Here is a 26,039-nt window from a genome sequence, read left to right as displayed (position 1 = left end):
GTCGCGTTGCGACCGCCGATTCCGTTCACCTTCGCGTTGATGGTGGTCGTCGCGCTGTGCCAGCTGGCTTGGCAGATCAATCTCAGCACGCTGATCATCGAACGCTACCCGTCGCAGCGACTCGCGTCGGTGTTCGGGTTCGTCGCGGCGGGCGCGGGGCTGGGGGGCGTGGTGTCGACCGGCGCCATCGGCGAGCTCGTCAGCACCGTGTCGTACACGCCCGTCTTCCTGCTCATGGCGGTGCTGCACCCGATGGCGCTGGTGCTGCTGCGCGTAGTCGGCGGTCGGGCTCTCGACCCCGACTGAGTCGCCGCGCCGATCGGCGCGGAACTCTATGTACTGATAGATGGTACATTCGAAAGGACCTGAGTGTGCGTTGGTCCGAAGCGGCAAAGGCGCCGCCGCGCGCCTCGACGTTCGTCAATGGCCGGCCATCCCGCGAAAGCGCATTGACAATTGTCGCTATATAAGCTCCGTTGGCCCGAAATAAGTCGGAGGCATCCGGCAAGTTCGGGAGGGAACGATGCGAGCTTATTCAACCAAGTTGAAGCTGTCGGCCGCGCTGATCGCACTGGCCGTGCCGATGTCGGCCGGCGCGCAGGAGGCGGCGAACGCCGGCGCGGCGACGGAGGCGACCGATGAGGACATCGTTGTCACCGGTATTCGCAACAGCCTCGGGCGCGCGGCCGACCTGAAGCGCAACACCGATCAATTCGTCGACGCAATCGTTGCGGACGACATCGGCAAACTGCCGGATCGCAACGTCGCCGAATCGCTTGCGCGCGTATCGGGTGTTCAAGTCGATCGCGGCATCGGCGAAGGAACCAGCGTGTCGATCCGTGGACTTCGCCAGAATGTCTATCTCTTCAACGGTCGCCAGATCTACGACGCGTTCGGCCGCGGCGGCACCGGCGCGGAGTCGCTCGGAACGTCCACCTACAGCCTGCTGGCGCAAGTCCCCTCAGAGCTGATCAGCGAGCTGAGCGTAACGAAGCTGGCCGGCGCGGACCAATTGAGCGGCGGCCTCGGCGGCATCGTCGATATCCGGACCCGCACTCCGCTGGACACGCCGGCTCAATATGTCGCGAAGATCACGGGCATTTACAGCGAGCAGGCGGATCGGGCCGGTTACGAGCTGTTCGGCCTCGCCTCTCAGCGGTTCGCCGATGACACGTTGGGCATTCTGGTGTCCGCCTCCTACAACCGGCGGCCGGTGTCCCAGCTCGGCCTCGACACCTTCTCGGGCTATGGCCGCTTCACTGACGGCACGGGTGGGACTCGCTTCGGCAACACCGACGCGCGGCCGGAGGCGATCAACGAGACACGCAGGTCGCTCGGCCTGAACGGCGTCATCCAGTGGCGTCCCAGTCCGGACGTGGAGATCATAGCCGACACATTCTACTCGAACCTGGATGCGAGTCGCGAGCGGCTCTGGCTCTCGTTCTCTCCTACGGCAGGTCTCAGCAACCCAACCTTTTCACCTGACGATATCCTGCTGTCTGGCAGGGCCACCACGAATGTCCTCACCAATACCGAATTCCTGAACACCGATGCCGACGTCTGGAGCTCCGCGCTGCGCGGGCGGCTGCGTGCAAGCGATCGGCTCACCACCACCGGAGAGGTCTCGTACAGTCGATCGACCTACTCCGGCAAGCAGATCTATTTCCGGCTGCAGCCGGTGGCCGGACTCACGCCTATCGTAGACTTCGACTTTACCAGGGGCTCCTTCGGTTCCTACGACATATCGGGGATCGACCTAACCGATCCTGCTCAGCTTCGATTCACGATCCTATTCGACAATACGGCGATCGCGCGGACAGAGGAATTCGCGGTCCGCAACGACTGGAACTACGATCTCGGCGACGGCTTCCTCAGGAGTATTGATGTAGGCGCGCGGTACTCGCGGTTGAAGTTCGTCACCGATCCCAAGCGCATCGATATCCGACCCGCGGGCGGCATCCCGGCTACGCAGCTGGCGGACTTTACGCAGCTGTACTCGAATCCAGACTTGGGCGGCTTGTTTCCCGGCCTGCCGACCCGCTTCCTGTCGGCGAATGGCGCGGTCGACGGCTGCGGGGCGTTCACCGCGTTTCCGGCCATCACCGGCAATTCCCAATGCGTCGATCCTCGAAGCTCGCTGGCTGCGATCGGCAGCTTCAGCCGAATCAACGAACGTTTCGTCGAAGCATATGGCAAGCTCGATTACGGCATCAACATCGGGTCGGCGATCCTATCGGGCAATGTCGGCGTCCGCTACGTGAACCGCGAGTTGCGCTCCACCGGCAACCTGATCGCCGGCAACGGAATGGCCACGCCGATCACCTTTCCGCGCAGCGACAACGAATGGCTGCCCTCGTTCGTGGCGAAGCTCGATCTCAACAACGGGCTGATCCTGCGCGCAGGCGCGGCGCAGGTCGTGTCCTATCCGAACACCACATCGCTCTCTAACGGCGTTTCGCTGAACAACGCGGCGACCTTCGACGCCCAGGGGCGGCAAATCACCCCCGGCGGCGGCAACGGCGGATCGCCGAACCTCGAACCGTTCAAGGCCGACCAATACGACGTTTCGCTCGAATACTATTTCGGCCAGCGCGCAGTCGCCTCAGTTGGCTATTTCTACAAGGACGTGTCGACCTTCATCATCGCCGGGCAGACGCCGGAGGTGTATGACGGCGTCAACTATCTCATCTCGCGCGGTATTAACGGCAGCGGCGCGAAGGTGCAGGGCGTCGAAGCCCTGCTCCAGCTACCCTTCTACTTCCTGCCCTCGCCGTTCGATGGCTTCGGAGTGCTCGCCACCTACGCCTATATCGACACCGAGACGCCGATCCGCGACTCGGTCGGTCGGACGCTGCCGTTCCCAGGACTGTCGCGAAACAATGTGAACATCGTCGCCTATTACGAGAAGGACGGGATCAGCATTCGCGGCGCCTATAACTGGCGCGACCAGTATCTCATCGGCCTTTCGGGCGCGTCGACCGGCATCTATAACAATCCCTATTCCGACCTTTCCGCGACGCTGCGCTACGACCTCAGCAAGCAGCTGACCTTCGGACTGGAGGTCAACAACATTCTGGACGAGCAGCAGCGAACCTATGACGGCGTGGAAGAGGCGTTGCGGACGAACGTCACGTTCGGGCGGATCTACAAGGCCAGCGTGGCGCTGAAATTCTGATCATCGCGGCGGCGCGACAATCCCTAAAATAGGACGGGGCGGGCATGCGGACAACGAGACGAGCGCTGTTAGGAGCATCTGGAGCGGTGCTGGCGCTCCCCGCCTTTATGTCGGCCAGCGCACAACAGCCCCGTCGTCTCTTCGTCAACCAGACCGGCTATGCGCGGCATGGTGTTAAGCGGTTCACAGCAGTTGGCGTCGCAGACAAAACTGCGTTCGAGCTGATCGATCGGCGATCCGGACGGCGGTGCCATCTTGGCCTGTTGCACGGCGGCGTTGGCGATTTCTCCTCCGCCCACCTTGGACCGGGGGCCTCGGACGGGGGCGCATATGTGCTGCGGCTTGTCGACGATCCCGCCGTTCAGTCCGATCCATTTGACATAGGCCCCCATTTGCCCGTCAGTGCTGGGCTAGATATGGTCGTGCCGTTCCTTACTGATGTGCGCTCACTGATCGGCACCCACCCCTCGGCCTATGGCGGACGCGCTTTTCGCGATGGCACCTTTTACTCTTATGAGACGGCATCGCTGATAACCCTGTGGTGCGCGCATCCGGATTATTTCCTCAATCTGCCACGCCGGATCGAGCGCCAGTCCGACTGCGACCGGTTGCTTGATCCTAACTTTCATTGGATTCGCGACACCGGCGATACCGGTGCGCTAGAGACTGCACGCCGCTATTATCGTGAGCTGCCGCCACCCATTGGTGGAGACGTGCCCGATGCGATCGCGCTGATCCACTGGGGCATCGGCTTTTCGCTGCTGTCGCCTGTTTCTCAGGACCCCTCAGACCAGACCACGCCCGCGGCGATCCACGCGCAGACGGTGGAGGAGTTCGCTTTCTTCCTCCACGCGCTGCCCACCCTGCGGCAATGGTTCGCTCCCGAGTTCACGCGCCGCGTGCAGGAGGTCGCGACCACGCTATGGCCGAAGGTCGGCCTGTTCGATGTCATTACCGAGGTCGGGGGGCTGAAGGGCCGCCACGCGCCGGGCCATTCCATCCTGCCGAACCTGATGATGGCCGAGGCAGTGCGCGCGGCCGACCCGGCGGCCGCGCAGCGCCACACCGCCGCCGCGCGGGCGCAGGCGGCGTGGATCATCGCTAACGTCGACCTCACCGATCCGCGCTACACCAAGGGGCAGCGGCAGAGCGAGAACCGGCTGGCAACGGGGCTGTGCGCCCTCCTGCTCCACCATCCGGACTCTGCCCCGCCTGGACTCGCTGACTTCCTACGCCGCTATGCAGCCGTGATCGAGGCGCGCTCCGAAAACATGTGGGATTTTCGCCGCTGGGACGAGACGCAGTGGGGTCCGCCGCGTTGGTCTGCGGAAAGCCCGCAACCTGCGGTGGTCAAGCCCGGCAGCGGCTGGAACGACGTCGGCAATGTTGCTGGCTTACCCGGCGTAACGGCGTGGCTGGCCCGCGTAGATTCCTCCCGCGCCGCCCGGCTGCGGGCGATCGGCGTTGCACACCTCGATACGCTCGCGGGCCGCAATCCGATCGGCGCGCACGCGGCAAATCACGGCGTGAAAGACTATTTTGGCGTGGAGCGCGGGTGGCCGGTGCACTACCCACCCGACATCTGCGCCCGGCTTGAACTAGTCCGCGGCACGCTGAGCTCGAGCGCGTCGAACGAGCATTATCCATACAATCCTTCGGGCGCATTCCGGCACCCCGAAGGGTGGGTGGCGTTCAACGCCAGCTACAACATGTCGCTTGCCGAACTGATCACGCTCGATGGCACGATTGGTGTTGAAGATGTGGATGGAAGGCCGATCGAAACCTGGCCGGCTGCTCGGCCCGTCCGCCTATTCGCCGACATCCCGCGCGGCATCGGTACCCACCTGATCGACACGGTGACGCTGCGGCTTGACGGCGCGGGAGAGACCCGCTCTTTCACGCTGGCGTGGAACGGTTCCCGCTTCACCCTTGCGCAGCCTGTCCGCCTCGATCGCCATCTTGCCGACGATGGCACTGCCACGCTCCGTTATGGTCACGGCTATTGGTCGAACGCGCTGACGGTGCACCGCCGCGGCGAAACGATCTTCGTCGATCGCAACGCGGCATAGCCGATGTCGACTGAGGACGTTATCGGACGTCAACAGCCGGATGCATTCATCATTCTGGCGGTCGGGCAGTGCATAACGGCGGTCGATCCGCCACGGGAACGAGGCTGTGAGCTGTTGCCCCCCGCGCTGCTCCTTGGTTTGCGTGTGTTGAAGGAACGACAATCTTTGCCCGGCATCGGCGCTGAACGGACTTTCATGCCGTTGAAGGCGGTGGATGTCCGGTCGAAGATCCTCGCGCTAGCATCATCGACAGCCCGCATACCGCCGCCGTGCCGTTCGGCGACAGCACTCGCTGTGTCGCCCCACGTGGTGGTGGATCGACGGTTGGATCTTCGGCCTTGCGTGCGCGCAGCATCGTTACGGCAGCGGCCTTATTAGCCACCGAAGGTGCCGGGATCGCTGCCGCTCGCACCGTGCGAAAGAATTTCGAAAAGCCCGCCGTCGTGGACGCTTGTCGGTAAGTCGACGGCGGCGGAGGTCACGAACAGGCGATCGAGCCTCGCGCCTCCGAAGGTCAGGTTGGTCACCTGACTAGCGGGAAGGGCGATCGCGCAGTCCAGCACTCCGTCGGGGCGAAAGCGGCTGACCCGCGAGCCGCCCCAATGTGCGATCCATAAATAGTCCTGGGTATCGATTGTCATCCCATCGGGGCGACCGTCCGTCTCTGCGAACGTCAGGAAGGTCTCGCGCGAGCCCAGCGTCCCGTCGTTGCGTCGCGCGAAACGGTAGACAGTCCGGCGCCCAGTATCGCTGTGATAGAGCCAGCAACCATCGACCGAAAAGGCCGGGCCGTTGGTGACGCGATAGCCGCTGTCCATCCGCACCGGCCGCCGGTCAGCCCCGAAGCGCCATAGGGAGCCGCTGTCCCGGTCGGCCTTCGTCGCCATCGTGCCGCACCAGATGACGCCGGCGGCATCGGCCTTGCCGTCGTTCATACGGTTGTCTGGGAGGTCGGGCTCGGGATCCACGATCGGGCGGATCGCGACCGGATCAAGATCGAGTTCGGCAAATCCGCTCTTAAATCCCGCGATGAAACCGCCGGCCCGGCGCTCCACCAGCCAGCCGACCGCCTCGGGCATCGGCCAGCGGGTGACCTCTCCGCTATCGAGCGACAGCCGGTTGACCGCAGGGGCCAGGATGTCCGTCCAGTAGAGCGCGTTGTGTCGTGCGCTCCACAGCGCGCCCTCGCCGAGGGTGTCGCGCACGTCGCGCTTGATAATCTGCCAGTCGGCCATGCCCCTCCCTCAGTGGTTGTTGCGCGGGACGCCCATGGTCTGGGCGATGCGCTGGAACGCTTCCGCACCTTCTAGGATCGCGCCGCGGTCCATCTGGCCGACGCGTTCGCGCTGAATCGCCTGCCAAGGCGTCTGCGAAGTGGGGTAGGCGAAACCGCCCGCATCCTCTAGTGCCGCGCGCCGCGCCGCCAGCTCGTCCGCGCCGACCAGCATGTCGACCCGCCCGGCACCGAGGTCGACGCGGATGCGGTCACCGCTGCGGACCAGCGCCAGCCCGCCGTTCGAAGCCGCTTCCGGACTAGCATTGAGGATCGAGGGGGAGCCGCTCGTGCCGGACTGGCGGCCATCGCCGATGCACGGCAGCGCGTCGATCCCAGCGGCGATCAGATAGGCTGGCGGGCGCATGTTCACTACCTCCGCCGATCCCGGATAGCCGATCGGCCCGGCACCGCGCATGATCAGGATGCTGCGGGCGTCGAGGGCGAGCGCGCCGTCATCGATCCGCGCATGGTAATCCTCAGGCCCGTCGAACACGATCGCAGTGCCTTCGAATGCGTCGGGATCTTCGGGATCGGATAGGTAGCGCGCGCGGAAATCGTCGGAAATCACGCTCGTCTTCATTATCGCAGCGTCGAACAAGTTGCCCGAGAGCACTATGAAACCGGCGCGCGTCGTGAGCGGCCGGTCAAACCGGCGGATCACCTCCTCGTCCTCGATCCGCGCGCCGCGGCAATTGTCGCCGATCCCTCGGCCATTGGCGTTTATTGCGTCTTCGCGGATCAGACCGTGGCGCATCAGCTCAGCTACAACCGACGGCACGCCTCCGGCGCGGTAATAGTCTTCGCCCAGATACTCGCCCGCCGGCTGAAGGTTAACCAGCAGCGGCACGTCGAGACCGGTCCGTTGCCATTCGGTGAGCGGCAAGTCGACGCCGATATGGCGGGCGATTGCCGACAGGTGGATCGGCGCATTGGTCGATCCGCCGATCGCAGAGTTGACCACGATCGCGTTGTGGAACGCGTCGGGGGTGAGGATGTCCGAGGGCTTCAAATCCTCACGCACCATGTCGACAATGCGCTGGCCTGTCCGCCACGCGCATTCCTGCCGGTCGCGATAGGGTGCTGGGATTGCCGCAGATCCGGGCAGGCTCATGCCCAGCACCTCGGTCAGCGAGTTCATCGTCGTTGCCGTGCCCATTGTGTTGCAGTATCCGGTCGACGGAGCCGAACTCGCCACAAGCCGGATGAATTCGGCATCGTCGATCTCGCCCGCAGCCAGCAACTGGCGCGCACGCCACACGATCGTGCCCGATCCAGTACGCTCTCCCTTGTACCAGCCGTTAAGCATCGGGCCTACGGACAACGCGATAGCCGGAATGTTTACCGTCGCCGCCGCCATCAGGCACGCGGGCGTCGTCTTGTCGCAGCCGATCGTAAGCACAACGCCGTCGATCGGGTAGCCATAGAGCAGCTCCACGAGGCCGAGATAGGCCAGGTTGCGGTCGAGCGCGGCCGTTGGGCGTTTGCCGGTCTCCTGGATCGGGTGGACCGGGAACTCGATCGCGATGCCGCCTGCCTCGCGTATGCCCTCGCGGACACGTTCCGCCAGCAACAGATGATGGCGGTTGCAGGGCGATAGGTCGCTGCCGGTCTGAGCGATGCCGATGATCGGCCTGCCCGACTGCAGCTCCCCCAGGCTTAACCCGAAGTTGAGATACCGCTCCAAATAGAGTGCGGTCATGTCAATATTATCTGGGTTGTCGAACCAGGCGCGGCTGCGCAGGCGGGGCGCATCGCTCATGGCGTCAGCGCGAAGTGATCGTTGATGTGATCCCCATAGGCCAACGCTGATCGGACCGTGGCGATTCGCATGCCGCAAATTGGAGGGCACAACGCCATCGTTATCTGCAATTTTGCGTCCGTCGAGAAATTCACCTTACCTCCGTTCACGCCGCATTGACACAAAGCCTCTCCCTTAATAGTCGGACAATATAATTGAGCAAGGGGAGCGGTGGCATGCCGCAGGCGTTAAAATCAGCTATCGCTCCGGAAGTGCGTTCGGCATCCGCCGGTGGCTACGGCCCGGCGCTGACGTTGCTCGCCAGTCTCTTTTTCATGTGGGGGTTCATCACCGTCATCAATGGCACCCTGCTGCCGCACCTGCGTAGCGTTTTCGACCTCAGCTATTTCCAAGCGACGCTGATCGAAAGCGTCTGGTTCGTCGCCTATTTCTTAGCCTCGATCCCCTCGGCCAAGCTGATCGAGCGGATCGGCTACAAGAAATCACTGGTCACTGGGCTGTTCATTATGGCCGGCGGCGCAACGGGCATGATGCTGGCTGCAAGCATCCCCTCCTACGGCGTCACGCTCGTCATGCTGTTCGTGATCGCCAGCGGCATCACGCTGCTGCAGGTCGCCGCCAACCCCTATGTCGCGGTGGTGGGCAAACCCGAGACCGCGTCGTCGCGGCTCAACCTCGTCCAGGCGATGAACTCGGCGGGCACGATGCTGGCGCCGCTGTTCGGCGCATATCTGATCCTCGGCCGGTCGAGGGGCGGCACGGTCGAGCAGGGAACAGTGCTAACCCAGGCGGAGCGGCTGGCGGATGCGCAGTCGGTGGTCCTGCCCTATGCGCTGGTCGCAGTCGCGCTAGTGGTGCTCGCGATCGTCATCGCACGGTTTCCGCTGCCGGCGATGGGATCGGCGACCAGACGCGTCACCAGGGAAGAACGTAAGCGGCATTCGCTGTGGAAGCACCGCAACCTGATGCTCGGCATCCCGGCAATTTTCATCTACCTGATCGCCGAGATTGGCGTCGGCAACCTGTTCGTCAATTTTATCGCCCAGCCCGACATCGCGAACCTGACCACCGAACAGGCCGGGCAGTATCTGACGTTGCTGTGGGGCGGGATGATGGTCGGCCGCTTCGCCGGCGCTGCGCTCATGCAGTGGTATCGCGCGGAGACGATCTTGGCATGGTTTTCGGTCGGGGCGTTCGTGACCATGCTGGTGACGGTGTTTGCGAGCGGCGCGGTGGCGATGTGGTCGCTTATCATGGTTGGGCTGTTTCATTCGATCATGTTCCCGACGATCTTTACGCTGGGCATCCGGGGACTGGGGCCGTTGACCGAGGAGGGATCGGGGCTGCTGATCATGGCTATCGCCGGCGGAGCGCTGGTGTTCGTGCAGGGCTATCTGGCGGATGCCTACGGCCTGCAACGATCATTCCTGTTGACCGCGCTGTGCGAGCTCTACGTGCTGTTCTACGCGCTGTGGGGGGCCAAGCCGACGGGAGTGCTGCCCGATCTCGAATCCGCGACCGTCATCTCTTGAAGGCCGTCATGACCCGAAGCTTTATGTCAATCGACGCCGCGACCGGCGAGCCGTTCGGGCACCCGATCGCTGTTAGCACGCAAGCCGATGTCGCGACCGTCTGCGCCGCGGCGGCGGCGGCGTTCGAGCCCTATTCCGCGACTGGCCATGCCGCGCGGGCAGACTTCCTCGACCGGATCGGCAGGGAAATCGAGGCGCTGGGCGATGCGTTGATCACGATGGCGATGCGAGAGAGCGGCCTGCCCCGCGCGCGGCTGGAGGGCGAGCGCGGACGCACTGTCGCCCAGCTCGGCCTGTTCGCGCAGGTGGTGCGCGAAGGCGGCTTCGTGGGCATTCGAGTCGATCCGGCGCTACCCGAACGCCAGCCGCTGCCGCGCCCCGAACTCAGACTGCGCAAGGTGCCCATCGGCCCGGTCGCGGTGTTCGGCGCGTCGAACTTCCCGCTCGCCTTTTCGACCGCAGGCGGCGACACCGCCTCGGCGCTGGCTGCCGGCTGTCCGGTTGTCGTCAAGGGGCATCCGGCACATCCGGCGACCGGGGCGCTGGTCGCGGCGGCGATCGCGCGCGCGGCGGCATCCTGCGGGATGCCCGAGGGTGTGTTCGGCCATCTGGTGGGCCCGGGCAACGATCTAGGAAGCGCCCTGGTCGACGATCCGCGAATCGCCGCGGTCGGCTTTACAGGATCGCGCGCGGGCGGCATCGCGTTGTGGCGCCGGGCACAGGCGCGCGTCGTCCCGATCCCGGTGTTCGCGGAGATGTCGAGCGTAAATCCGGTGATCCTCTGCCCCGCCGCGCTCGCCGCGCGCGGCGATGCGCTCGGCACCGGCTTCGTCCAGTCGCTGACGATGGGCGCGGGACAGTTCTGCACCAATCCCGGCCTCGTTCTGGCGATCGCCGGGCCGGGGCTTGACGCGTTCGAGACGGCGGCGGCGGCGGCGATCGCGGCGGCACCGGCACAGACGATGCTGACCGACGCGATCCACGCGCAATATGATGCGGGCGTCGCCACGCTGGCGGGCGGGGCGGCCGTCGAGACACTGGCGCGCGGGCCGGCGGGGAGCGGCAGACTGTGCGGCGCGGCGGCGCTGTTTGCGACCGACGCGGCCGCGATCTCCGCCGAGCCGCACCTAACCGACGAGGTGTTCGGCGCTACCTCGCTGATCGTGCGCTGCCGCGACGCCGACGCGTTGCGCACCGTGATCGCCGGGCTCGAGGGCCAGCTGACCGCGACTTTGCATCTCGACGAGGGCGACCAAGTGCTGGCGGCGTCGCTGATCCCGCTGCTCGAGGGTAAGGCCGGGCGCATCCTTGCCAATGGCTGGCCGACCGGGGTCGAGGTCGCCGCCACGATGGTCCATGGCGGGCCTTGGCCGGCGACGTCGGATGCGCGCACCACCTCCGTTGGCAGCCTGGCGATCAATCGATTTCTGCGTCCGGTCTGCTATCAGAACCTGCCCGCCGCGCTGTTGCCCGCCGAACTACGCGACGGGGTCGTATCGTGACGCTGCGCCTGCTCCAGCGGCGCGGCGACGACGGCGCCCGTGCGGTGATCGCCGCGGCCGATGATGCGGCGTGGATCGTCCCGGGCGCGACGAGCACCCGGATGCTAGCCGCCGAAGCGATCGAGCGGTCGTGTCCGCTCGTCAGCCTGATCGCCGCGAAGGGGCGCGGTCCGGCGATCGACGCCGGGGCCGAGCTGGCTGCGGGGCGCATCCTCGCGCCGATCGATCATGACGATCCCGCGCGGCTGATCATGGCGGGCACCGGGCTTACTCATCTCGGTTCGGCCGAAGGGCGCGACAAGATGCATCGCGAGGCTTCGCATGCGACGCATCAGACCGATTCGATGCGTATGTTCCTTGAAGGCGTCGAAGGCGGCAAGCCCGCGCTCGGCGCGATCGGCCAGCAGCCTGAGTGGTTCTACAAGGGCGATGGCAGCGGGCTGCGCGGCCCGGGCGAACCGCTCGACATGCCCGACTTCGCGGCCGATGGCGGCGAGGAGCCCGAGCTTGCCGGCATCTATCTGATCGGACCGGGCGGAACCCCGTACCGGCTGGGCCTCTGCCTCGCCAATGAGTTCAGCGACCATGTGACCGAGCGGCACAACTACCTCTGGCTGGCGCATTCGAAGCTGCGCCCGGCGGCGCTTGGCCCCGAACTGCTGATCGGCGACGCGCCCGATCATGTCGAGGGAATGAGCCGTATCCTGCGCGACGGCGCGATGCTGTGGGAAAAGCCGTTTGTGTCTGGCGAGGCGAACATGTCGCATAGCCTAGCCAATCTGGAGCATCATCATTTCAAATATGTGCAGTTCAGGCGCCCCGGCGACGTGCATGTCCATTTCTTCGGCACCGCGACGCTGTCGTTCGCCGATGGGGTGCGGGCCGAGCCCGGCGACCTGTTCGAGATCGAGGCGGCACCATTCACTCTGCCACTGCGCAATCAGCTGCGGCGTTCCGAAGCGGTGCCAACCCGCGTGACGGCGCTGTGACGATCCGCATCGCTATCGCCGGTGTTGGCAAGATTGCGCGCGACCAGCATCTGCCGTCGATTGCCGCCGACCCGTCGTTCGAACTTGCCGCGACCGTCAGCCGGGTCGATCCGAAGCTCGACGTGCCGCATTTCACGTCGGTCGAGGCGATGCTTGATGAGGGGCCGCCGGTTGACGCGGTCGCGCTGTGTATGCCCCCGCAGGCGCGCTATGCTGCGGCGCGGGCCGCGATCGCTGCCGGGCTGCACGTCTTCTTGGAAAAGCCGCCCGGTGCCAGCGTCGCCGAAGTCGACGCGCTAAGGCGGCAGTCGGCGGCCGCGGGGGTCACACTGTTCGCGAGCTGGCATTCGCGCTTCGCCGCGGGGGTCGAGCCGGCGCGCGAATGGCTGGTTGGCAAGGCGATCCGCGCCGTCGCGATCAGCTGGCGCGAGGATGTGCGCGTGTGGCATCCGGGACAGGACTGGATCTGGGAGCCCGGCGGGCTCGGTGTATTCGATCCGGGTATTAACGCCTTGTCGATCGTGACGCGGCTGCTGCCCGAGCCGCTGTTCGTTTGCACGGCGACGCTGTCGGTCCCCGAGAACCGCGCGGCACCGATCGCGGCCGACCTGACCATGACGACCGTAAGCGGCATCGCCGTCAGCGCCGATTTCGATTTTCGACAGACCGGGCCGCAAAGCTGGGACATTGTCGTCGATACCGATGCCGGCCGCTGTACGCTCGCCCACGGCGGCGCTGTGCTCACCCTGCCCGGTCGCGGTTGCGACTATGCGCCCGACCGCGAATATTCGGGCCTCTATGCGCGTTTCGCAGCGCTCGTGGCCGGCGGCGCGAGCGAGGTTGACACCGCGCCGCTGCAGCTCGTCGCCGACGCCTTTCTGTGCGGACGAGCGCTGGCAGTCGAACCGTTCGTTGACTAAAGCGAAGTAATGGCAAGCATTGTCGGCGATTGGGGCACCACCCGGCTGCGGCTGTTCCGGAAGACGGACGGTGCCACCGAGCGCCGCGAAGGACCCGGGATCGGCACGCCGGGGCTCGATGCGCGCGCCGCGCTGGCAGCGACGCTCGACGGCTGGCCCGAGGCAGAACGCGTCTTGCTGGCGGGCATGGCCGGCGCGCGCGGGGCGCTGGTCGAGGCCGGTTATGTCGCGTGCCCCGCGGCGATCGACGATTGGGCGGCGCGGCCGGCGCGGTGTGCAATCGGCGGCCGGGCGGTGATTGTCGCCGCTGGGCTGAGCTGTCGCCACAACGATGGCGCGCCCGACGTGATGCGAGGGGAGGAGACGCAGATGTTCGGCGCGCTCGCGCTGATGCCAGCGCTCGCCTGTGGTCGTCTGCGCCTGTTGCTGCCCGGGACTCATGCCAAATGGGTCGACGTCGCCGACGCGACCGTCACCGGTTTCCGCACCTATCCGACCGGTGAGATGTTCGCGCTGCTGAGCCGGCAAAGCACGCTCGCGCGCGGGGCTGGCGATCGGCCCGATGACGCGGCGGCGGGCTTCGACGCCGGGCTCGATCGCGCCGCCACGCCGTTCGTCGCCGCGCTGTTCGAGGCGCGCGCCGCGCAGATGCTCGACGCGCGCTCGCCCGACTGGGCACGCGGTTTTTTGTCGGGACTGCTGATCGGCAGCGAGATCGTCGCCGAAACCAGCGTCGGCGGGGGCGGAGGGAGCGATGGCCGCGCAATCACGGTGGTCGGCGATCCCGCTTTGTGCGATCATTATGTCCGCGCGCTCGGCCGCTTCGGCATTGCATCGTCGCGGATCGATGGCGAGGCTGCGGTCCTTGCCGGGCTCGCGCTATTGGAGGACTGGGTCGAGTGACGCTCGAATCGTTGCTAGCCAGCGGATCGCCGCCGATCGTGGCAATCCTGCGCGGCGTCAGGCCCGACGAGGCGGTCGCGATCGGGCGGGCGATCGTCGAGGCCGGGATCTGCGTGATCGAGGTGCCGTTCAACTCGCCCGAGCCAGCGCGAAGCATCGCCGCGCTGGTCGACGCGTTCGGGGAAGACGCGCTGATCGGCGGCGGCACCGTGATCGAGCCCGCGATGGTCGATACGCTAGCGCGTGCCGGCGGCCGCTTCATGGTCGCGCCCAACAGCGATCGGGCGGTGATCGCGGCGTGCATCGCGGCCGGTATCGAGGCGATGCCGGGCTTCGTCACCCCGAGCGAGGCATTCGCCGCGCTGGCCGCAGGCGCCGCGCATCTCAAACTGTTTCCGGCGACGGGTTATGGCCCTTCCTATCTGCGCGCCTTGGCCGAGGCGCTTCCGGCGGAAACGCCGCTCTGGGCAGTCGGCGGCACCGGCGCGCACAATCTGGGCGAATGGATCGCCGCCGGGGCGCGCGGGATCGGCGTCGGTAGCGCGCTCTATCGCGCGGGTGATGCGCCCGCGACTGTCAGCGCGCGTGCCACCGCGCTGGTCGCAGCCTGGCGCGGCGGCGGGACGTGAGACGATCCCTCGTTCTGCGATCAAACGGTATCGGCGGAGCGACCCGCATCCATGGCGCCATCGCGCACGATCTCGCGATTGCGATCATCACCGGCCGTCACCCGCCGGGCACGCTGCTCGAGGACGAGGTGACCGCTTCGCAACGCCTGGGCGTCTCACGCACCGCATATCGCGAGGCGGTGCGACTGCTGATCGGCAAGGGTTTGATCAGCAGCCGGCCAAAAGTGGGCACGATGATCAACCCGCGACGACGCTGGAACCATCTCGACCCCGATCTGCTCGCCTGGTCGTTCGAAACCGACCCTGATCCGAGATTCGTCGCCGACCTGTTCGAGCTGCGCGCGATGATCGAGCCCGAAGCCGCCGCGCTGGCGGCGCGACGCCGCGAGGACGCCCAGGTTGGCCGGATGCGGACCGCGCTCGATACGATGACTCGCGAGACGCTGGCGACCGAAGTCGGCCGGCTGGCCGATCGCGCGTTTCACGAGGCGCTGCTCGAAGCGGCGCATAACGAGGCAGTGGCGAGCTTGGCCGGCGGCATCGCGGCGGCGGTCCTGTGGACGACGATCTTCAAGCAGCGCAATGATGCGCTGGCACGCGATCCGATCCCCGAACACGCGCGCGTGTTCGACGCCGTGCGTGATGCCGATCCCGACGCGGCACGCAATGCGATGCGCACGCTGATCGACAATGGCCGTCGCGACACCGATCGCGCGATCGACAGCTTGATCGCGACCTGACGGCCTAACCAGGGTGCCTCGATCCGGTCGGGTAGGCGTAGCCGCTCGGCGACGGCGCGCTCTCCGGCGCGCAGCTGATATTGGTTAATGGACCGTGCTGACGGCGTTAAATACAGAAGACGTATCTATGTCAGACATCGTCGCGGTCGATCGACCTCGAAGCTGGTTTTTGCCCTCATCTACCGCAAGGTCACCAAGCCGGTCGCAGCCCCCTTCCTCAAGGTTCTGGTCAGGATCGTGCCCTACAGGATCCATACCATTTTAACCGACAACAGCGTCCAGTTCGTCGATCGTTATCAAGGCGTCTCGCAGACCTAGGTGTTTGATCCCATGGTTTGATGGTGCGATCCTTTCGTTGGAATGTAAGGGAGCCGTATGGGACAGGTACGTCATGGGTGCGCCACGACCACGCACGCCGTCCGAGCAGCAATACAGCGATCGCAAGCTTCGCTCGCGACGCTGAGCCGGGAACTCGGGATCAACCCGAAAACGGTCGTGAAGTGGCGTAAGAGGGCGACAGTCGAGGACCTGAAGACCGGGCCGAAGGCCCCTCATTCAACGACCCTGACTGAAGCCGAGGAGGCAATGGTTCTGGCGTTCCGGCGCCACACGTTGCGGCCGCTCGACGACTGCCTCTACGCTCTGCAGCCGTCGATCCCGCACCTGACCCGGTCAGCGCTGCACCGATGCCTACAGCGGCATGGCATCTCCCGCCTGCCGGACATCGAAGGCGACAAGCCGAAGCGGCAGCGCTTCAAGCGCTACCCGATCGGCTTCTTCCACATCGATATTGCCGAGGTGCAGACCGTCGAAGGCAAACTGTACCTTTTCGTCGCCATCGACCGCACCAGCAAGTTCGCGGTCACCCAACTGGTTGACAAGGCTGACAGGCGGACAGCCTGGGAGTTCCTGGAACACCTGCTGAAAGCCGTGCCTTACCGCGTTCACACGATCCTCACCGATAATGGCATCCAGTTCGCCGAGCAGCCGCGTAATCGCAACACCGCCTGGTCGCGCCAGATGCGCTTCGACATGATCTGCGACGCAAATGGCATCGAGCTCCGACTCACGAAACCGAACCATCCCTGGACCAACGGTCAGGTCGAGCGAATGAACCGCACCATCAAAGAGGCGACCGTCAAACGCTTCCACTAGGATAGCCACGACCAGCTGCGCACGCACCTCGCCGACTTCATGGCCGCCTACAATTTCGCCCGCCGGCTCAAGACGCTGAGCGGTCTCACGCCCTACGAATACATCGCCAAGAACTGGACGTCAGAGCCAGACCGGTTCATCGTCGACCCGATCCACCAAATGCCGGGACTAAACACCTAGTATTCAGCCACTCGACGTTGGCTCCAAATCGTGCCTCCTGCTCCGGTGACAGATTAGTGATCGTCACCTCGACCGTGATTTTCGGCGCGGGGCCTGGCTCCGCACCCTCGGGAGCATCGGGGTTTGGGCTGGGAAGATAGCGCCCCTGATAGAAATCATGCTCATCCACGGGTGGTCGCCGGCTCAGTCGGTCCGGCCCCAAGGCGAGATCAATCGCCTCGAACACTGAGGATTTGCCGATATTGTTGTCGCCGATCAGCACGGCGTGATCAGGCAGCACCAATTTGGCCGACTGAATGCCGCGAAAATTTTCGATCACTACCGAGAATATCTTCAACGCCCGCCCCCCTCAGGCCCCCATTCGGTTAGCCCGCGCAGCTATATCTGTACATCGCGTCATGAGCGCTTCGAACGGCTCGGCGTCATCGAAGAGCAGTCCGTCCTCGACCATGCGGACATAGTCCTCTTCCAACGCCTTCGCGCCATCGCCGCCGGGCACAAGCCGCAAGCCTCCGTTGACCGCCGCCGCATAGTCGATCGGCGTGCGGTCGGCGGCCTTCTCCGCGAAGAACATCGACTTGTGGCGGGCGACGGCGTTCGCCAGTTCGCGATCGGCGAAAGCAGCTTCCGCGAAGCCGGCTTCATCCAGCCGGGCAACATCGTGCCAGTGTCGTGCGAAGCGGTGGCCGCGCAGCCGCTCCTGGAGGCAGAAGACGTGGATGGCGGTCGCTTTCTCCCAGAAGGTCCGCTCCGCGTGCATGACACGCGGCCGCGCCGTCGGGAACACCAGTCCGTCGATCTGGCCGGCGGCGTCGCAGGAGACATCGCGCAGGCTCGCCGGCTCGCCTGTCGAGCGGCCACCGAACTCCAGCATGACGCTGGGCGCGACATAGCCGGACCCGGCCGCGGTCGCCTCATAGTCAATAAAGAGCTTGTCATCCTCGACGCGGATGGCCGCCGCCAGACCTTCTGCGGCCAGGGCGTTCGCGATCACGGGCTGCACGGTTTCCGCGACCCATGCCGGCAACCGCCGACGGACCTCGCTGGACCAACGCTTTTCCTCGCTTCCCGTCTTCGGCAGCCCCTCGCCATTGTCCCCGACCAGATCGGGCGCAATCGCCCGAATGTCGTAGGTCAGATCCACGTCCTCCGAAAACCGGCGAATGACGTGATAGGCTTTCGACAGCGACGTGCCGCCCTTGAACACCAGATGTTCGCCGAGCGGCGCGGCGTAGAGCGTCGCCAGCGCCCATACCACCCACACATCCTTTTCGAGAAGATGGGTGGGACGACCCGAACGATCGGCCGCGACACCCAGCGCGTCGCGCCGGTCCTCGGCCGAAAGCTGGAGAAAGACGTCAGCCATACGCCGCCTTTCCGACGCTCTGCGCGAGCCATGTCGGAAGCTGCGGCGCGGCGGCGACCAGTTCGCCGAACACGCCGGGCGGCATCTTCCGCTTCAATGTCGTGAGCGCGGCCTCCGCCTTTTCCGGGCCGAGCCAGGCCAGAGCCCGCACGGCCTCCCCTGCTGGCCGGTTGGCCAGGGCCAGTTGCCAGCGCGGTGCATGCCGCAATTCCACGACCTGCTTGCCGAGGTGCATCTTTCGGCTGCGCCCGGAGGTCAGATAGACCGAGCGGACGGGCACCTGCGTCGTCAAGCCAAGGGCGTTCGCCGCGGCAGCGCCGTTCGAGACGATGACCTCCCCCTTTTGGGTTGCAAGCGCCTCGACAGCCTGCTCGACCGAAGGCGTGCGCGTGCCGAACCGGCTGGCGATGGGGCGCAGATAGACGCCACGACCGGCGCGAATGAGCTGCCCGCGCTCCGTCAGGCGCGACAACGCCTGATCCACGGCCGCCCGGTTTCCGAGGTGCAGCAGGTTCTTGGCGGACATAGGGGCACCTTCGGGCAGGCCCGTCGCATGCGACAAAATCTGTTCGGTCAGCCGTGTCATCGTCTTTCTCTTGTTGGAAATATATGCGAGTTTCTGACAGTTCTCAAGGAGGCTCGGGAGAACAGGCCGGATAAGGGGGAAAGCCTTCCCCTGCGGCCGAGCCAGGGTCTCGGCCCACCCCTTCTGCGGGGAGGGCCCCGCAACGCCCTCATTAGAGTGAGAGTGCGGACGGGGTTTCCGTGACGGGTTGAGGGCCGGAGACGGGTCTCCGGCGCCCGTCGCGGAGAACCGCGATGTTCAGGAATGACCGCAACGGGCGTGCCGGCTCCGACCGTGCGAGCCTATACGACGACATCACCAGCAAGATCATCGCCGAGCTGGAGGCAGGCCGCTTCCCCTGGGTCCAGCCCTGGGGATCGGCCTCGGTCAAGGCACCCCTCGCCATGCCGAGGAACGCCGCGACCGGGCGGCATTATTCGGGGATCAATGTGCTGATCCTCTGGGGCGCGGTGATCCAGCACGACTTTCCCGGCCAGAGCTGGCTCACCTTCCGCCAGGCCCTGTCGCTTGGCGGCAATGTCCGCCGGGGCGAACGCGGCACCACCGTCGTCTATGCCGACCGTTTCACGCCGGAGGACGAGAAGCGCCGCGCCCGCGAGGCCGGCGAGGAAGCTGCCGCGATCCCGTTCCTCAAACGATTTACGGTGTTCAACGCGGCGCAATGCGACGGCCTGCCGGAGGATGTCGCCTTCGTGGCTCCACCGCCTCCGCCCGGCCTCATCGAACCGCAGGTCGAGGCTCTGATCCGGGCGACCGGCATCGACTTCCGCATCGGCGGGGACCGCGCTTTCTATGTCCCTGCGCTCGACTATGTTCAGGTGCCGCCGCCCCAGGCGTATTTCGAGCCGATCAACTGGCACAGGACGGCCCTGCATGAGCTAGGGCACGCCACGGGCCACCCCTCGCGCCTGAACCGCGATTTCTCGGGTTCCTTCGGCTCGAAGAAATATGCCTTCGAGGAGCTGGTCGCCGAGATCAACGCGGCCTTCTGCTGCGCCTCGCTAGGCATCACGCCTACCGTCCGCCATGCCGATTATATCGGCTCCTGGCTCGAGGTGCTGCGCGAGGACAATCGGGCTATCGTGCGCGCCGCTTCCCAAGCCAGCAAGGCGGCCGACTGGCTCCTCGGGTTTTTGCCGGGCGCCGATATCGATGCGGCCGACGACGAGCGGCAGGCGGCGTGACGATCCTGAAAACCGGAAAGGCGGAGAAGCGGGCTTCCGGCTTTACGCGTTTCCACCCGCCTGGCGCTGCCCTCCGAGAGTGAGAGGGCGGCGCTTCGCTTCGTGACGGGTTGGAGGTCGAGAGAGAGGCTCCCGGCCGCCCGTCGCGGAGTAACGAACATGGCGACTGCCATTCAGAAGATCACCCTGTCGTCGGCGCGCGACATCCCCTTCAACAAGCTGGTGCTGAGCCAGTCCAATGTCCGGCGCGTCAAGGCCGGCGCCTTGATCGAGGAGCTGGCCGAGTCCATCGCCCGTCGCGGTCTCATCCAGAGCCTCCATGTCCGTCCCGTCCTCGACGCCGATGGCGCCGAGAGCGGCATGTTCGAGGTGCCCGCCGGCGGCCGCCGCTATCGCGCGCTCGAACTGCTCGCGAAGCAGAAGCGCCTGGCCATGACCGCGCCTGTGCCCTGCGTCGTCGGCGACGCCAACAGCGACATCCTGGTCGACGAGGTCTCGCTGGTCGAGAACATGGAGCGCGCGCCGCTGCATCCACTCGACCAGTTTCGCGCCTTCCAGGCCATGCGCGACAAGGGCATGACCGAGGAAGCCATCGCCGCCGCCTTCTTCGTCGGCGTCAATGTCGTGAAGCAGCGCCTGCGCCTCGCCTCCGTCTCGCCGACTTTGCTCGAGATCTATGCCGAGGATGGCATGACGCTCGAACAGCTCATGGCCTTCACCGTCAGCTCCGACCATGCCCGTCAGGAACAGGTCTGGGAGGCAGTCAAGGATAGCTGGCAGAAGGAGCCCTATCAGATCCGCCGGATGCTGACCGAGACCTCGGTACGCGCCTCCGACAAAAGGGCCGTTTTCATCGGCGTCGAGGCATATGAGGCGGCCGGCGGCATCGTGCTGCGCGACCTGTTCCAGTCGGACGATGGTGGCTGGCTGCAAGATCCGGCCCTGCTCGACAGCATGGTGGCCGACAAGCTGAAGACCACCGCCGACGAGATCGCGAGCGAAGGCTGGAAATGGGTCGAGGCCGCCTTGAGCTTTCCCTACGGCCACCAGCATGGGCTTCGCGAACTGGCTGGCGTCACGGTCGACCTGACCGAGGAGGAGAGCGCCACCCGCGAAGCACTGCGCGACGAATACGACCGGCTCGAAGCCGAATTTGCCGAAGCCGAGGAGCTGCCGGACGAGATCGACGCACGTCTCGGCGAGATCGAACAGGCCCTCGACGCCTTCGAGCAGCGCCCAACGATCTACGATCCGGCCGACATCGCCGTCGCCGGCGTCTTCATCAGCCTCGACGCCGACGGCTCGCTGTCGGTGGATCGCGGCTATGTCCGTCCCGAGGATGAACGTCCCCTCGAGACCGAAGGCAGCGATGCGCCGGAGGTTGACGGTGAAGCTGGCCAGCAGGCCGCGCCCGCCGTTCAACGCGCCGTCATCACCATCGGCGGCCAGCCCGCGGAACCGGAGGACGAAGAGGAGGACGGCATCAAGCCGTTGCCCGAGCGCCTCGTCATCGAGCTGACCGCACATCGCACCTTGGCGCTGCGCAACGCGGTTGCGGAACATCCCGACGTCGCCATGACCATGCTGCTGCACAAGCTGGTCGGCGACACCTTCCGGCGCACCGCACCGGCCGGCTGCCTCGAGGCCCGCGTCAATCATATCTTCTTCTCGGCACAGTCCGAGGAGTTGAAGGACAGCCCGCCCGCGCGCGAGGTCGCCGAGCGACAGGAGCGCTGGGGCGATCACGTTCCCGACGACGGCCAGGCCCTGTGGGACTGGCTCTCCCTGCTCGACCCCGGCACGCGCCTCGATCTGCTCGCCCATTGCGTCAGCTACGGCGTGAACGCCCTGTTCGAGCGGCCCAATCCCTACAGCGGATCGGGCGTCAGCCAGCATGGGCTGGACGTGCGCCTGTCGCAGGCCGACCGGCTGGCGCGAGCCACCGGCCTCGACATGGTGGCGGCGGGCTGGAGGCCGACGGTCGGCAACTATCTCGGCCGCGTCACCAAGCTCCGCATCCTCGAAGCCGTGCGAGAGGGCGCCGGCGAGCGGGCCGCCCAGCTCATCGACCATCTGAAGAAGGGCGACATGGCCAAGGAAGCCGAGCGCCTTCTGGCCGACACCGGCTGGCTGCCAGAGCCGCTGCGCCTGATCGACCTCGATGACGGGCAGACCATCGAACCGGGCACGGAGGCGGACGCCGGAGACGATGCCGCCTTGCCGGACTTCCTCAGCGAGGATGGCGACGACGAGGAAGCCGACGAGATCGAGGACGAGGACGCCCTCACGATCGCGGCCGAATGACCCTCACGGCGGGGGAGCGGCTTGGGGTCGCTTCCCCGCATCGTCGCAAGGAGACCTTCCATGATCGAACCCGCCCCGTCCGCCACGCGCCGCGTCGTCTTCCAGTATCTCGTGCCCGTTCACGTCGAGGTCGAAGACGGCCTCGTCGTTTGCGTCACCATCATCGACGAGACGCCGGTGCGCGATCCGTCCCTGGTCGAAGGCGATGCCGGCTACCTGCCGGAAGCCGTCGCCGCCGCCGACGACGGCCAGCCCTGGCCGTCCTGGCGGTTCGGCTACTGACCGGTCTTCGATCATCCCTCAACCCAACTCAGCCCGGCCATCGCGCCGGGCTTTCTCGTTTCAGGAGCCTGTCATGGCCGACTATTTCACCCATTTCTCGTGCCTGCCCGACGTCGGCACGCCCGAGAACGCCGCCCGAGCGCTCGATCTCTACAACCGCCTGTCCGAGGACGGCGCATCGGAGGAACCACCCTCCGAAGGCTTCCTCCTTTCAATCCAACCGGAGCATGGCGGCAGCCAACTCTGGATGCGCGACGACGTGACCGGCGATCCCGAACGCCTCATCCACTTCGTGAACCGCTGCGCCGCCGAGTTCGGCCTCAAAGGTAGATGGGGATTCCAATACGCCAACACCTGCTCGAAGCCCCGGCTCGATGGCTTCGGCGACGGTGCGCATGTCCTCGACCTCGCCACCGGCGAGACCGTGGACAGGATCTACACCGATGGCTGGCTCGATCAAGACCATCTCCGGCGAGGGAGGACCGCTATGAGCATTCCCTCCTACGCCAGGACCAATTTCCAGACCCTGCTGCGCGCGGCGGGCGACGGCAATCTCGCCCTCATGGAATGCCTCGACGCGGTGACGGGCAGCTCGCGCTACGTCATCTGCGCCGTGGGTCGGGACGACGGCGATTACGTCTTCACGCCCTTTGGCCATCTCGCCCACGGCAATCCCTACGACGCCTATCTGCCGCCCGATCCTGGCGATCCCGAAGGCTTCGTGCGCCCCGACGCGGGAGAGGCGCCATGACCGACATCGACGCCATCTTCGCGGCGGATCGCCAGCATCCGCCGCGCGAACGGTCTCTGCCCTGGCCGGAAACCAGGGACGGCATCACCGTCGTCATCGAGCCCAAGCCGCACTGGGCCAACGACATGCGGCCCTTCCGATCCGAGGCTCGCGAATATTGCGCCTATGCCGATTGGGCCGAGAACGGCGCCCGCGCCAGGTTTTTCGGCCACATCGACACCTGCGGCGATGACCTCATCCGTAAGGCCCGCGCGCTCGTCGCCTGCGAGATCGCGGACGGACACTGGAGCTGATCCCCGGAAAAGCCCCACCTCACGGTCGGGCGCTTTTTCCATGCCGGCGTCCCGAGAGTGAGAGGGCGGCCGGAACGGGTTTGAGCCGGTGCGGTCGAGAGAGAGCGCCGCGCGGCTCGTCCGTTCCCGCTCTCCCGAGGCTCACATCATGACCCTGATTTCCGCATCCGCGGCGGCGTCCGCCGCCGCGCAGCTTCCACTCGGCCCCAATCGCGAACCCGCCGCTGCCATCTTCACGGCCGCTGGTCTGCTGCTGCCCCATCTCGAATGCGGCAAGCGCGTCGACGCTGCTGCCCTGCGCGTAGCGATGGAGACCGCCTTCGGCGCATCCGATTCCACCGGCGCTTGGGACTGGAAGACCGCTTATGAAGCCTGCGAGGCCGCGACCGTCCTGTTCCTGCGCAAATACGGAAAGGCGCTTTTCCGCAAAGCCGGAACTCCGGCTGCGCGGCTGTCCGCGCTGACGAAGATCGCCAGCCTCCTGCCGACGCATACACGCCGTTCGGCCGAGAGCCAGACCTTCCAGCAGTTCTCGACGCCGATCCCGCTCGGCCTGGTCGCGGCCCACGCCGCTGCCATCACGCCGGCCGACCGGGTGCTGGAGCCTTCCGCCGGCACCGGCCTTCTCGCCATTCTCGCTGAGATCGCCGGCGGTGTGCTCGTGCTCAACGAGCTCGCCGAAACCCGCGCCGGGCTGCTGGACCTCCTCTTCCCGGTTCTTCCCGTCACCCGCTTCGACGCGGCGCAGATCGACGATCACCTCGATCCCGCCGTCACGCCCAGCGTCGTGCTGATGAACCCGCCATTCTCGGCGATGGCCAATGTCGAAGGCCGCATAGCCGACACCACATATCGCCATGTCGCCTCGGCTCTGGCGCGTCTCGCTCCTGGCGGCCGGCTCGTCACGATCACCGGCGCCAGCTTCGCGCCCGACAATCTGGCCTGGCGGGACGCCTTCATTCGCCTGCAGGAGCGCGGGCGCATCGTCTTCTCCGCCGCCATCGACGGCGCGGTCTATGCCAAACACGGCACGACGTTTCCGACGCGGCTGACCGTCATCGACAAGCGGCCCTCCGACGATCCGGCCGTGTTCCCGACCTCACCCGGCGTTGCCTCGAACGCCGCCACGCTGCTGGGCTGGCTCGACGATCATCTGCCGACACGGCTCGCCGTCGATCCCTCCCTCACGGTCCCGGCTGTCGCGGCTTCCGCCCCTCGCAGCGTGCGCGGCTATATCAACCGCACCGCCAAGGCCGTCCCTGCTGCCGTGCCGATGGCCGAGCCGGAGGGCCTGCCACTCTCCTACAAGACCCAGGACGGCCTAGCGGGCGAAGGCGGCCGCTTGTCCGACGGCATCTATGAAGAATACGGATTGCAGGCGATCCGTATTGCCGGTTCTCATGCGCACCCCACCAGGCTGGTGCAATCGGCGGCGATGGCTTCGGTCGCCCCGCCCAGACCGAGCTATCGGCCGCACCTCCCGGTCAATATCCACGAGCTGCTATCCGACGCGCAGCTCGAGACCGTCATTTATGCCGGCGAGGCTCACTCCGATCATCTTGCCGGATCGTGGACGGTGGACGCCACCTTCGATGTCGTCACCGCCGCGCGCGAGGATGCGACGAACGCCGCGCGCTTCCGGCGCGGCTTCATGATCGGTGACGGCACCGGCGTCGGCAAAGGGCGTCAGTCCGCCGCGATCATTCTCGACAACTGGCTCCAGGGCCGCCGCAAGGCGGTGTGGATCTCAAAGTCCGACAAGTTGATCGAGGACGCGCAGCGCGACTGGTCGGCGCTCGGCATGGAGCGCCTGCTGGTCACGCCGCTGTCGCGCTTCCCGCAGGGGCGGCCGATCACGCTGCCAGAAGGCGTCCTGTTTACGACCTATGCCACGCTACGCTCCGACGACCGTGGCGAGAAGGTTTCGCGCGTCCGACAGATCGTCGAATGGTTGGGCTCCGACTTCGACGGAGTCCTGATTTTCGACGAGGCGCACGCGATGCAGAACGCCGGTGGCGGTAAGGGAGAACGCGGCGATGTCGCCGCCTCGCAGCAGGGCCGCGCGGGTCTGCGGCTCCAGCACGCGCTGCCGAACGCTCGCGTCGTCTATGTCTCGGCGACCGGCGCCACGACGGTCCACAACCTCGCCTACGCTCAGCGGCTCGGCCTGTGGGGCGGCGAGGATTTTCCGTTCAGCACCCGCGCCGAGTTCGTCGAGGCGATCGAGGCCGGCGGTGTCGCGGCGATGGAGGTACTGGCCCGCGATCTGCGCGCGCTCGGCCTCTACACCGCCCGCTCGCTCTCCTTCGACGGCGTGGAATACGAGCTGGTCGAGCACACGCTGACCCTCGAGCAGACCCACATCTACGATGCCTACGCCGGGGCCTTCGCGATCTTATGCGCAGCTCGCCATAAGATGGCTTATCGCGAGGAAGCGGTAATGC

At 66.0% G+C, this 26,039-nt stretch carries 20 protein-coding genes and 3 pseudogenes; 18 read left to right on the top strand and 5 right to left on the bottom strand.

Features of this window, described 5'->3' with window-relative positions; translation table 11 throughout:
• The 3 genes and pseudogenes from AX709_RS18845 to AX709_RS04370 all read left to right on the top strand — a co-directional run.
• A pseudogene (locus AX709_RS18845) lies at positions 1-306 on the top strand (hypothetical protein); the annotation flags it as partial.
• A 217-nt stretch (positions 307-523) separates the two neighbouring features.
• Positions 524-3,175 carry a TonB-dependent receptor gene (locus tag AX709_RS04375; protein WP_082731619.1) on the top strand — a complete coding sequence of 884 codons (2,652 nt, stop codon included), beginning with the start codon at positions 524-526 and terminating at the stop codon, positions 3,173-3,175.
• Positions 3,176-3,261: 86 nt separating this feature from the next.
• Positions 3,262-5,244 (top strand): hypothetical protein, encoded by a 1,983-nt coding sequence (locus AX709_RS04370; RefSeq protein ID WP_156454150.1) that lies wholly within the window; start codon positions 3,262-3,264, stop codon positions 5,242-5,244.
• Positions 5,245-5,618: 374 nt separating this feature from the next.
• On the opposite strand, the gene AX709_RS04365 is transcribed toward AX709_RS04370, so the two are convergent.
• Both AX709_RS04365 and AX709_RS04360 read right to left on the bottom strand, forming a co-directional pair.
• Positions 5,619-6,479, bottom strand: a complete 861-nt coding sequence (locus tag AX709_RS04365; RefSeq protein WP_066547241.1) for an SMP-30/gluconolactonase/LRE family protein — start codon at positions 6,477-6,479, stop codon at positions 5,619-5,621.
• Positions 6,480-6,488: 9 nt separating this feature from the next.
• Complete coding sequence (locus AX709_RS04360; protein WP_066547231.1) at positions 6,489-8,279, bottom strand: IlvD/Edd family dehydratase; 1,791 nt, start codon at positions 8,277-8,279, stop codon at positions 6,489-6,491.
• Positions 8,280-8,494: 215 nt separating this feature from the next.
• On the opposite strand from AX709_RS04360, the gene AX709_RS04355 reads away from it, so the two are divergent.
• The 9 genes and pseudogenes from AX709_RS04355 to AX709_RS04315 all read left to right on the top strand — a co-directional run bounded on the left by AX709_RS04355 (position 8,495) and on the right by AX709_RS04315 (position 16,829).
• On the top strand, positions 8,495-9,811 hold the full coding sequence (locus tag AX709_RS04355) for a sugar MFS transporter (protein WP_066547225.1): 1,317 nt from the start codon (positions 8,495-8,497) through the stop codon (positions 9,809-9,811).
• Between the two features lie 8 nt (positions 9,812-9,819).
• The gene (locus tag AX709_RS04350; RefSeq protein ID WP_066547222.1) at positions 9,820-11,313 is read left to right on the top strand and encodes an aldehyde dehydrogenase (NADP(+)); all 1,494 of its coding nucleotides are present in this window, start codon (positions 9,820-9,822) and stop codon (positions 11,311-11,313) included.
• Complete coding sequence (araD1, locus tag AX709_RS04345) at positions 11,310-12,302, top strand: AraD1 family protein (protein WP_066547219.1); 993 nt, start codon at positions 11,310-11,312, stop codon at positions 12,300-12,302. The genes AX709_RS04350 and araD1 overlap by 4 nt, the downstream gene beginning before the upstream one ends.
• The gene (locus AX709_RS04340; protein WP_066547216.1) at positions 12,299-13,222 is read left to right on the top strand and encodes a Gfo/Idh/MocA family protein; all 924 of its coding nucleotides are present in this window, start codon (positions 12,299-12,301) and stop codon (positions 13,220-13,222) included. Before araD1 ends, AX709_RS04340 begins: the two co-directional genes overlap by 4 nt.
• 9 nt (positions 13,223-13,231) lie before the next feature.
• Complete coding sequence (locus AX709_RS04335) at positions 13,232-14,125, top strand: 2-dehydro-3-deoxygalactonokinase (protein WP_066547207.1); 894 nt, start codon at positions 13,232-13,234, stop codon at positions 14,123-14,125.
• The gene (locus AX709_RS04330) at positions 14,122-14,754 is read left to right on the top strand and encodes a 2-dehydro-3-deoxy-6-phosphogalactonate aldolase (RefSeq protein WP_066547205.1); all 633 of its coding nucleotides are present in this window, start codon (positions 14,122-14,124) and stop codon (positions 14,752-14,754) included. The genes AX709_RS04335 and AX709_RS04330 overlap by 4 nt, the downstream gene beginning before the upstream one ends.
• Positions 14,751-15,494: a FadR/GntR family transcriptional regulator gene (locus tag AX709_RS04325; protein WP_066547202.1), complete on the top strand. Its 744-nt coding sequence runs from the start codon at positions 14,751-14,753 to the stop codon at positions 15,492-15,494. The genes AX709_RS04330 and AX709_RS04325 overlap by 4 nt, the downstream gene beginning before the upstream one ends.
• A gap of 153 nt (positions 15,495-15,647) precedes the next feature.
• Positions 15,648-15,806 (top strand): annotated as a pseudogene (locus AX709_RS04320) (IS481 family transposase); the annotation flags it as partial.
• Between the two features lie 63 nt (positions 15,807-15,869).
• Positions 15,870-16,829, top strand: a pseudogene (locus AX709_RS04315) (IS481 family transposase).
• Here the strand turns inward: AX709_RS04315 and AX709_RS18140 are convergent.
• From AX709_RS18140 to AX709_RS04305, 3 genes are read right to left on the bottom strand one after another with little or no spacing between them, the layout of a single operon-like run.
• Positions 16,786-17,166: an ATP-dependent nuclease gene (locus AX709_RS18140; RefSeq protein ID WP_231727412.1), complete on the bottom strand. Its 381-nt coding sequence runs from the start codon at positions 17,164-17,166 to the stop codon at positions 16,786-16,788. The pseudogene AX709_RS04315 and the gene AX709_RS18140 overlap by 44 nt on opposite strands.
• Positions 17,167-17,178: 12 nt before the next feature.
• Positions 17,179-18,195, bottom strand: a complete 1,017-nt coding sequence (locus AX709_RS04310) for a nucleotidyl transferase AbiEii/AbiGii toxin family protein (RefSeq protein WP_066547196.1) — start codon at positions 18,193-18,195, stop codon at positions 17,179-17,181.
• Positions 18,188-18,781: a DUF6088 family protein gene (locus tag AX709_RS04305; RefSeq protein ID WP_066547193.1), complete on the bottom strand. Its 594-nt coding sequence runs from the start codon at positions 18,779-18,781 to the stop codon at positions 18,188-18,190. The genes AX709_RS04310 and AX709_RS04305 overlap by 8 nt, the downstream gene beginning before the upstream one ends.
• 233 nt (positions 18,782-19,014) lie before the next feature.
• Here AX709_RS04305 and AX709_RS04300 point away from each other — a divergent pair, with 233 nt between their 5' ends.
• The 6 genes from AX709_RS04300 to AX709_RS04270 all read left to right on the top strand — a co-directional run.
• Positions 19,015-19,965 (top strand): ArdC family protein, encoded by a 951-nt coding sequence (locus AX709_RS04300; protein ID WP_066547190.1) that lies wholly within the window; start codon positions 19,015-19,017, stop codon positions 19,963-19,965.
• Between the two features lie 159 nt (positions 19,966-20,124).
• The gene (locus tag AX709_RS04295) at positions 20,125-22,269 is read left to right on the top strand and encodes a ParB/RepB/Spo0J family partition protein (RefSeq protein WP_066547188.1); all 2,145 of its coding nucleotides are present in this window, start codon (positions 20,125-20,127) and stop codon (positions 22,267-22,269) included.
• A gap of 60 nt (positions 22,270-22,329) precedes the next feature.
• Positions 22,330-22,551 carry a hypothetical protein gene (locus AX709_RS04290; RefSeq protein ID WP_066547187.1) on the top strand — a complete coding sequence of 74 codons (222 nt, stop codon included), beginning with the start codon at positions 22,330-22,332 and terminating at the stop codon, positions 22,549-22,551.
• Between the two features lie 73 nt (positions 22,552-22,624).
• Positions 22,625-23,302: a DUF6117 family protein gene (locus AX709_RS19545; RefSeq protein ID WP_443026173.1), complete on the top strand. Its 678-nt coding sequence runs from the start codon at positions 22,625-22,627 to the stop codon at positions 23,300-23,302.
• Positions 23,299-23,595 (top strand): hypothetical protein, encoded by a 297-nt coding sequence (locus tag AX709_RS04275; protein WP_066547183.1) that lies wholly within the window; start codon positions 23,299-23,301, stop codon positions 23,593-23,595. Before AX709_RS19545 ends, AX709_RS04275 begins: the two co-directional genes overlap by 4 nt.
• 148 nt (positions 23,596-23,743) lie before the next feature.
• The coding region (locus AX709_RS04270; RefSeq protein WP_197418987.1) for a strawberry notch family protein at positions 23,744-26,039 on the top strand (2,296 nt) is incomplete at its 3' end.

It is taken from the genome of Sphingomonas sp. CCH15-F11, assembly GCF_001557005.1.
In the GTDB taxonomy this organism is placed as follows: Bacteria; Pseudomonadota; Alphaproteobacteria; order Sphingomonadales; family Sphingomonadaceae; genus Sphingomonas.
Note: the sequence above shows the minus strand (reverse complement) of the source record. Positions and strands in the feature narration are given on the sequence as shown.